This window comes from Promicromonospora citrea, assembly GCF_013004695.1.
In the GTDB taxonomy this organism is placed as follows: domain Bacteria; phylum Actinomycetota; class Actinomycetes; order Actinomycetales; family Cellulomonadaceae; genus Promicromonospora; species Promicromonospora citrea.
In genome coordinates, this window is sequence record NZ_JABEMG010000179.1 from 1 (window position 1) to 7,000 (window position 7,000).

General features: G+C 76.2%; 8 protein-coding genes. 2 read left to right on the forward strand and 6 right to left on the reverse strand.

The window, feature by feature from the left end:
- Window positions 1-26 precede the first annotated feature (26 nt).
- The 4 genes from HLB15_RS21415 to HLB15_RS21430 all read right to left on the reverse strand — a co-directional run bounded on the left by HLB15_RS21415 (window position 27) and on the right by HLB15_RS21430 (window position 3,403).
- Entirely contained in the window at window positions 27-1,580 is a 1,554-nt protein-coding gene (locus HLB15_RS21415) for an FAD-dependent monooxygenase (RefSeq protein ID WP_171108482.1), read from the reverse strand.
- A gap of 70 nt (window positions 1,581-1,650) precedes the next feature.
- Complete coding sequence (locus HLB15_RS21420; RefSeq protein WP_171108484.1) at window positions 1,651-2,067, reverse strand: barstar family protein; 417 nt, start codon at window positions 2,065-2,067, stop codon at window positions 1,651-1,653.
- 8 nt (window positions 2,068-2,075) lie between these two features.
- Window positions 2,076-2,501 carry a ribonuclease domain-containing protein gene (locus tag HLB15_RS21425; protein WP_229785455.1) on the reverse strand — a complete coding sequence of 142 codons (426 nt, stop codon included), beginning with the start codon at window positions 2,499-2,501 and terminating at the stop codon, window positions 2,076-2,078.
- A 47-nt stretch (window positions 2,502-2,548) separates the two neighbouring features.
- On the reverse strand, window positions 2,549-3,403 hold the full coding sequence (locus HLB15_RS21430; RefSeq protein WP_171108486.1) for an S-methyl-5'-thioadenosine phosphorylase: 855 nt from the start codon (window positions 3,401-3,403) through the stop codon (window positions 2,549-2,551).
- A gap of 147 nt (window positions 3,404-3,550) precedes the next feature.
- Here HLB15_RS21430 and HLB15_RS21435 point away from each other — a divergent pair, with 147 nt between their 5' ends.
- Window positions 3,551-4,576: an NAD-dependent epimerase/dehydratase family protein gene (locus HLB15_RS21435; RefSeq protein ID WP_171108488.1), complete on the forward strand. Its 1,026-nt coding sequence runs from the start codon at window positions 3,551-3,553 to the stop codon at window positions 4,574-4,576.
- Between the two features lie 8 nt (window positions 4,577-4,584).
- Here HLB15_RS21435 and HLB15_RS21440 read toward each other — a convergent pair whose 3' ends face one another.
- Both HLB15_RS21440 and HLB15_RS21445 read right to left on the reverse strand, forming a co-directional pair.
- Complete coding sequence (locus HLB15_RS21440; RefSeq protein WP_171108490.1) at window positions 4,585-5,730, reverse strand: sensor histidine kinase; 1,146 nt, start codon at window positions 5,728-5,730, stop codon at window positions 4,585-4,587.
- Complete coding sequence (locus HLB15_RS21445; RefSeq protein WP_212760196.1) at window positions 5,727-6,464, reverse strand: response regulator transcription factor; 738 nt, start codon at window positions 6,462-6,464, stop codon at window positions 5,727-5,729. The genes HLB15_RS21440 and HLB15_RS21445 overlap by 4 nt, the downstream gene beginning before the upstream one ends.
- 136 nt (window positions 6,465-6,600) lie before the next feature.
- Between HLB15_RS21445 and HLB15_RS21450 the strand changes: the two genes are divergently transcribed.
- A partial coding sequence (locus HLB15_RS21450) for a glycosyltransferase family 2 protein (RefSeq protein WP_311979607.1) occupies window positions 6,601-7,000 on the forward strand: 400 nt, incomplete at its 3' end.

Consider the following 7,000-nt stretch of genomic DNA (forward strand, 5'->3'; position numbering starts at 1 on the left):
CGGCGGGCTGCCGGCCGGGTCGCCCGTCACGGTCGGCGGCCCGTCGTGAGGGCGGCCGTGAGCCAGCGGTCGAGGTCGTCGGCGTCGGTGCCGCGCCAGGCGAGGTGACCGTCGGGGCGCACGAGCCAGGCCTCCGTGCCGCGGTGCGGGGCCGTGCTGTCCAGCACCCTGACCTGCCCGCCGAGCCGGGCCAGCACGGCGGGGGCCGACCGCGGCCGGGCGCCGGGGACGGCGGGCCGCAGGTAGGCCCACGTGCCCCCGAGCTCGGAGTACAGCCGGGTCGTCGTCCCGTCGGGTCGCCGCACCGGCACGTCGGCCACGCGGTCCCCGGGCCGGGGGCGCCGGGTGAACGGCCGCGCGCCGAGCGGCCCCGTGCGGTAGGACACCCACAGCTGCGACGTCGTCCAGGTGGCCCACCGCTGGACCCACCCCGCGCGGAACGCGCGCACGAGCACCTGGTCGCGCAGGAACCGCCCGGCGGCGGACCGCGCGACGTCGACCCGGGTCAGCGCCGACGTGCCGCGCAGCACGTCGGTCGCCAGGGGGCGGCGCTCGGCCTCGTAGGTGTCGAGCAGCGACGGGGCCGCCGCACCCCGTGCGACGAGCGCGAGCTTCCAGGCGAGGTTCTCGGCGTCGCCGAGGCCGGTGAGCATGCCCTGTCCGCCGAACGGCGCGTGGGCGTGCGCGGCGTCGCCCGCGAGGAGCAGCCGCCCGGCCCGGTACCGGTCGGCCAGGCGGCGGTGCACGGTGAACTCGGACAGCCACTCGGGCGTGCCGACGCGGATCGGGCGGCCCGCCCGCGCGGGCACGAGGGCGGTGACCCGCCGCAGGATCTCGTCCGGGGTGAGGCGCTCGTCGGCCGGCCCGTCCGGGTCGTAGGCGAGGACGCGCCACAGGTCGCCGTCGGGGTGCGGCATCGGCATGAGGCCGAGCAGGCCCGCGGGCCCGGCCCAGCCGGAGGTGCCCGTGCGGTCGAGCGCCGGGTCGGCCGGGCCGCCGGGGGCCGTGCCGAGGTGCACGTCGGCGAGCAGGAACCGCTCACTGAGCCGGACGCCCGGTGCGGCGATCCCCGCGACCTTCCGGACGGTGCTGCGCGTGCCGTCGCAGCCGACCAGCCACGCCGCGCGCACCGAGGTGCCGTCCGACAGCTCGGCGGTGACGCCGTCGTCGTCCTGCGTGGCCGTGCGCAGGCCGCGGGACCACTCGGGCTCGACGCCCAGCCCGGCCAGCCGCTCCCGGAGCTCCGCCTCGACGCGCGCCTGGGAGACGACCAGGGGAGGGGCCGCGGTGCGCAGGCCGGGGTCGCCGAAGCGCAGGCGCACCATCGGCCGGTCGCCGAGGTAGGTCGTGACCTGCAGCGCGCGCCCCGCCTCGTCGGGCAGGGTGCCGAGCGCGCCCAGGCGGTCCAGCACCTCGGAGCCGCGCGCGTGCACGAAGTTGGCGCGCGACGTCGTGGCCGGACCGGGCGACCGGTCGACGACGCGGACCCCGACCCCGTGCAGCCGCAGGCCGCAGGCGAGCGCCAGGCCGGTCGGCCCCGCGCCGACGACGAGGACCTCGGTCTCCGCGGTGTCCGCCATGACGCCTCCTTTTGTGAACGGCAACGTTCACAAAATAGCGCACGGCGGGCGCGGACGGAAGCGAACGGGCTCAGACCAGCTCGAGCACCACGCCGTCCGCGGCCTCCCCGCCGCCCGGGCCGTGCTCACGGACCAGGGCCACGATCTCGTCGAAGAGCGTGGGGCCCTCGCCGCGGCGGGCCGCGTCGAGCCGCGCCACGAAGGCGGCGCGGCCCGACGGGTCCACCGCGGGCAGGAGGCGCTCCAGCCGGTGCGCCGTCTCCGCGTGCCCCAGGGCGTCGCGGGACCGCTCGGAGTGCAGCCAGCGCAGCACGAAGCCGCCCGGCGGCGTCCCGTACCCGCCCCGCAGCACGTCGTTGAGCGCGTCGAGGTTGCCCCGCCAGGTGTAGCCGTCGAGCAGGCGGGAGACCTCGCGGGCGAACCCCGCGAGGTCGTCGAACCGCGACCCGTCGACGACGAGCACGGGCAGGTCGGGTCCCTGGGGCATCACGACGGTCACATCCGGTAGAAGTCGCCGTAGTGGTTCGGCGAGAAGTAGACGATGCCGGTGGTGCGGTCCAGCACGAGGCGGTACGCCTGGCGCGACGCGCCGCAGGCCCGCGGGGTCACGTCGAACTCCAGGTAGGAGTGGCCCGCGGGCAGCTCGCCCTCGTAGTTGTTGTACGTGCCGCCGGCGAAGTTGCACCTCCCGTCCGGCCAGTCGTACCAGCCGCGTGAGCCCGGGTAGCCCAGGGAGCTCCAGATCGACCGCGAGTCGTACGCCTCGGCGCACCCGCTGTGCGTGCAGGAGTCATAGACGTCGGCCTGCGCCGCCGGTGCGGCGACGAAGCCGCCGACCACCAGCGCCAGCACGGCCGACAGGACGGCGGCCATCCTGGCCAGGGGGGACATCTCGCGGGGGTGCGGGGTGCTGCTCTGCATCTCGGACACGCTGACCTCCGGGTCGGTGGGATCGACGCGTGCGATTCTCACGGCACCGGGCGACGCGGGAGGGAAGGCTCTCCGACGAGGGGGTGAATTCTCTCCGGCAGGACGATCGGGAGCTTCTGACCGTCGAGCACGTGCCGGCACTCGCAGTCGTCGTCGGGCAGCGCCGCGACCGTCGCCTCCAGGATCCCCGACAGCGTCGCCACGTTGCGCGCGAACAGCTCCAGCACCGCGTCCTGCGTCACGTGCTCACCACCCTCCACGCCCGCGTCGGCGTCCGTGACCAGCGCCAGCGTGGTGCAGCACAGCGCGAGCTCGCGGGCCAGCGCCGTCTCCGGCATGGCCGTCATGTTGACGAGCGTGCCGCCGTCGCGCGCGTTGCGCCGCGACTCCGCGCGCGACGAGAAGCGCGGCCCCTGGATGACGACCATCGTCCCCCCGTCGACGGCGGGCAGCGGCCCGGCCTGCGCCGCGGCGACGGCGGCCTGCCGCCCGCGCGGGCAGTACGGGTCGGCGAACGGCACGTGCACCACCGGGCCCTCGACGTCGTAGTACGTGTGCTCACGGCCCCACGTGCGGTCGATCACCTGGTCCGGCACCACCACCGTGCCCGCGGCCAGCTCCGGCACCAGGCCGCCCACGGCGCACGACGTGACGACCTGACGCACCCCGAGAGCACGCAGCGCCCACAGGTTGGCCCGGTAGGGGATGCGGTGCGGCGCGAACCGGTGGTCGGCACCGTGCCGCGGCACGAACACGACCTCGCGCCCGCCCAGCACGCCGCGCGCCGGGGGCTCCGACGGCGGCCCGTAGGGGGTGTCGACCGTGACCCGCTGTGCGTCCGACAGCAGCTCGTACATGCCTGATCCGCCGATGATCCCGATGGGTGCGCTCATGCCGTCGAGGCTAGGCCCACCCCGGTCCGCGCACCGGCCGGGCGCACCGTCCGTCAGGAGACGGTCAGGTTGCGGCGCTCGCGGACCGGGCGCCGTGGCGGTTGACTCGAAGACGCAGCGGACGAGACGAGCGAAGGAGTGCCGGGTATGCGCGTGCTGGTGACGGGAGGGGCCGGGTTCATCGGCCGGGAGGTGGTCGCGGAGCTGACGCGGCACGGCGACGACGTCGTCGTGCTCGACTCGCTGCGCCCGGACGTGCACGGGCCGGCCGCGGTCTCGGCCGAGGAACCGGCCGACGGACGCGTCCTCGTGGGCGACGTGCGGGACCCCGACGCGGTCGGGCGGGCCCTCGCCGGGTGCGACGCCGTCGTGCACCTGGCCGCGAAGGTGGGTCTCGGCGTCTCGCTCGGCGACATCGACGACTACGTGTCCTCCAACGACCTCGGCACGGCGGTGCTGCTGCGCGCCGCCCGGGTGCCGCACGTCGTGTACGCGAGCTCGATGGTCGTCTACGGCGAGGGGCGCTACGACTGCGCCGAGCACGGCCAGGTCGCGCCCCCGCCACGGCGTACCGAGGACCTCGACGCGGGGCTGTTCGAGCCGCGCTGCCCGGTGTGCGGCGAGCCGCTGCGCCCGGGCCTCGTCACGGAGGACGCCCGGCTCGACCCCCGCAACGTCTACGCCGCCACGAAGGCGCACGGCGAGGCGCTGCACGCCGCGTGGGCGCGGCAGACCGGCGGCAGCGCGACCGCGCTGCGCTTCCACAACGTGTACGGGCCCGGCATGCCGCGCGACACCCCGTACGCGGGCGTCGCGGCCCTGTTCCGTGCGGCCGTCGAGCGCGGCGAGGCGCCCACCGTGCTCGAGGACGGGCAGCAGCGCCGCGACTTCGTGCACGTCACCGACGTGGCGCGCGCCGTGGCCGCCGCGGCGCACGCGCCGCAGGAGCCGGGGACGGTGACGCCGTTCAACGTCGGGTCGGGCGTGGTGACGACCGTGGGGGAGATGGCGCAGGTGACCGCCAAGCTCCTCGCCGGGCCGGACCCGGTGGTGACCGGCGGCTACCGGCTGGGCGACGTCCGGCACGTCACGGCGTCCAGCGAGGCGGCCGCCGCCGCGCTCGGCTGGCGGGCCCGCGTCGGTCTGGAGGAGGGCCTCGCGACCCTGACGTAGCGGAGCGGTCAGCCCGCCGTCCGGTCGGCCGTCCGCTCCGCGGTCCGGTCGGCCGTCGGCAGGTGCACCTCGACGTCGCACCCCGCCGCCGTGCTGCGCACCGACACCGTTCCGCCGTGCTCGTCGACCACCCGGTCGACGAACGCCAGCCCGAGGCCGGCCGTCCCCGCCCGGTCGCCCTGGAAGCCGGCGCGGAACATGTGGGGCAGCTCGTCGTCCGGGATGCCGCCGCAGGTGTCCCGCACCGACAGGCGCGCGACGCCGTCCTCGCTCGTCACCCCGACCAGGACACGGCCCCCCGGGCCGCTGGACCGGATCGCGTTCGAGACGAGGTTGTCCAGCACCCGGCTCAGCTCGTCCCGGTCGCCGCGCACCCGCACGTTGCCTGTCACGGACTCGTCGAGCTCGACGTCGCGCTCCGCCGCGGCCGGGCGCGCGTGCGCGAGCACCGTGCCGAGCACCTCGCCCATGTCCACGGGTCCGCGCGCCGCGCGGCGCGGGGGCGCGTCCGACCGGGACAGCTCGCCGAGATCCTTGATCATGCGCGACATCCGGTCCACGGCGGCCGTGATGCCGTCCAGCGCGGTGCGTGGGTCCGGGAACGCGCCGTCGCGCAGGCCGTCGGTCGCCGCACGGATGCCGGACAGCGGCGAGACCAGGTCGTGCGACACGAACCCGATGACCTGCCTGCGCGCGTCCTGCGCCTGCTGCTCCGCGGCACGGGCCGCGACGAGGCGCTCGCGGGTCGCCTCCAGCTCGCTCATCAGCAGCGCGAGCTCGGCGGTCTCCGGCGCGGGCGCGGGGGTGCTCGCCCCCGGGTGCGTGGAGATCTCGGCGAGCTGGCGGGCGCCGTCGGCCACCAGGATGAGCTCCTGCGCGACCATCCGGCCCAGGGCGAGGGCCAGCAGGATCTCCAGCGCGGTGGCGGTGCCGAGCACGAGCCAGACCACCTGCGCGTCGTGCGCCGAGAGGAACATCTCGTGCACGTTGACCGCCAGCGCCGCGACGACGCCGGCGACCGGGATCAGGGTCGACGTCAGCAGCGCGAGCTGCAGCGAGACCCGGCGGGCCAGCCGCACGAGGAAGAACCCGGCCACGGCGGCCACCACGGAGCACGCCACGGTGACCAGCACCATGAACTGGACGTCGGTCACGAGACGACCTCCGTGCGGTCGGCGGCGTCGGCGAGCTCGCCGGCCGGTACGCCCTCGGCCATCAGCGCGTACCCCGTGCCGCGCAGGTTCACGACCAGCTCCGGGCGGGCCGGGTCCTCCTCGAGCTTGGTCCGCAGGCGCCGGATGTGCACCATCACCGTGGAGTCGTCGCCGAACGTCCATCCCCAGACCCGCCGCAGCAGCTCCCGCCGCCCGAACGGGTGCCCCGGCCGCTGCGCCAGGAAGCTCAGCAGCGCGAACTCGCGCGGCGTGAGCTCGGCGACCCGGCCGCGGTAGGTCGCCGTGCGTGCCGCGCCGTCGAGCACCAGGCCGCTGACCTCCAGGCGCACGGGCGCGTGCTGCACGTCGAACGGCCCGCGCCGCAGCAGCGCCTCGACGCGCAGCACCAGCTCGCGGGCGTCGAACGGCTTGGTCACGTAGTCGTCCGCGCCGTGCTCGAGGCCGACCACCCGGTCGTCGGCGCTGGCCAGGCCGGAGAGCAGGAGCACCGGCGTCGCGTCGCCGTCGCGGCGGCGACGCGTGAGCATCTCCAGCCCCGAGCTGCCGGGCAGCAGCACGTCCAGCACGACGGCGTCCGGCTCCCACGTCCGCCAGGTGCGCTCGCCCTCGACGGCGTCCGTCGCCGTGCGCGCGTCGTGCCCGGCCTGCGTGAGGTAGGCGGCGACGCTCGAGGCGACCAGGGCGTCGTCGTCCACCACGAGAACCTTCGTCATACGCCACACCATAGTCAGCGCGGGGCCGCCCGGCGCCGGGTGGGGCGGTGCCCTGTGGACCACGGCGCCCGACGTCAGGTAGCCGTCAGGTCCCTGGCGCTGCGTACCGAGGGGTCCGCGTCCTACGGTCGAAGACGTGGACGAGGACATGAACGAGGGACCGGGCGCGGTGGTCGACGTGGTGCTGCCCTGCCTCGACGAGGCGGAGGGCCTCGCCTGGCTCCTGCCGCGGCTCCCGGACGGGACGCGCGCGATCGTGGTCGACAACGGGTCGACCGACGGGTCGCCCGACGTCGCGCGCGAGCACGGCGCCCTCGTCGTGCGCGCCGAGCGCCGCGGGTACGGTGCCGCGTGCGCCGCCGGGCTCGAGGCCGCGACCGCGGACGTCGTCGCCTTCTGCGACGCCGACGCGAGCCTCGACCCCCAGGACCTGCCCCGGGTGACCGGCCCCGTGCTCGCGGGCGAGGCCGACCTCGTGCTCGGCCGGCGCAGGCCCGAGCCCGGCGCGTGGCCGTGGCACCTGCGGTTCGCCAACG

Excerpts from the sequence above, each read along its gene's own strand:
- HLB15_RS21430 (WP_171108486.1), bottom strand. The coding sequence starts at position 3,403 with ATGAGCGCACCCATCGGGATCATCGGCGGATCAGGCATGTACGAGCTG.
- HLB15_RS21415 (WP_171108482.1), bottom strand. The coding sequence starts at position 1,580 with ATGGCGGACACCGCGGAGACCGAGGTCCTCGTCGTCGGCGCGGGGCCG.
- HLB15_RS21425 (WP_229785455.1), bottom strand. The coding sequence starts at position 2,501 with ATGCAGAGCAGCACCCCGCACCCCCGCGAGATGTCCCCCCTGGCCAGG.
- HLB15_RS21435 (WP_171108488.1), top strand. The coding sequence starts at position 3,551 with ATGCGCGTGCTGGTGACGGGAGGGGCCGGGTTCATCGGCCGGGAGGTG.
- HLB15_RS21445 (WP_212760196.1), bottom strand. The coding sequence starts at position 6,464 with ATGACGAAGGTTCTCGTGGTGGACGACGACGCCCTGGTCGCCTCGAGC.
- HLB15_RS21420 (WP_171108484.1), bottom strand. The coding sequence starts at position 2,067 with ATGCCCCAGGGACCCGACCTGCCCGTGCTCGTCGTCGACGGGTCGCGG.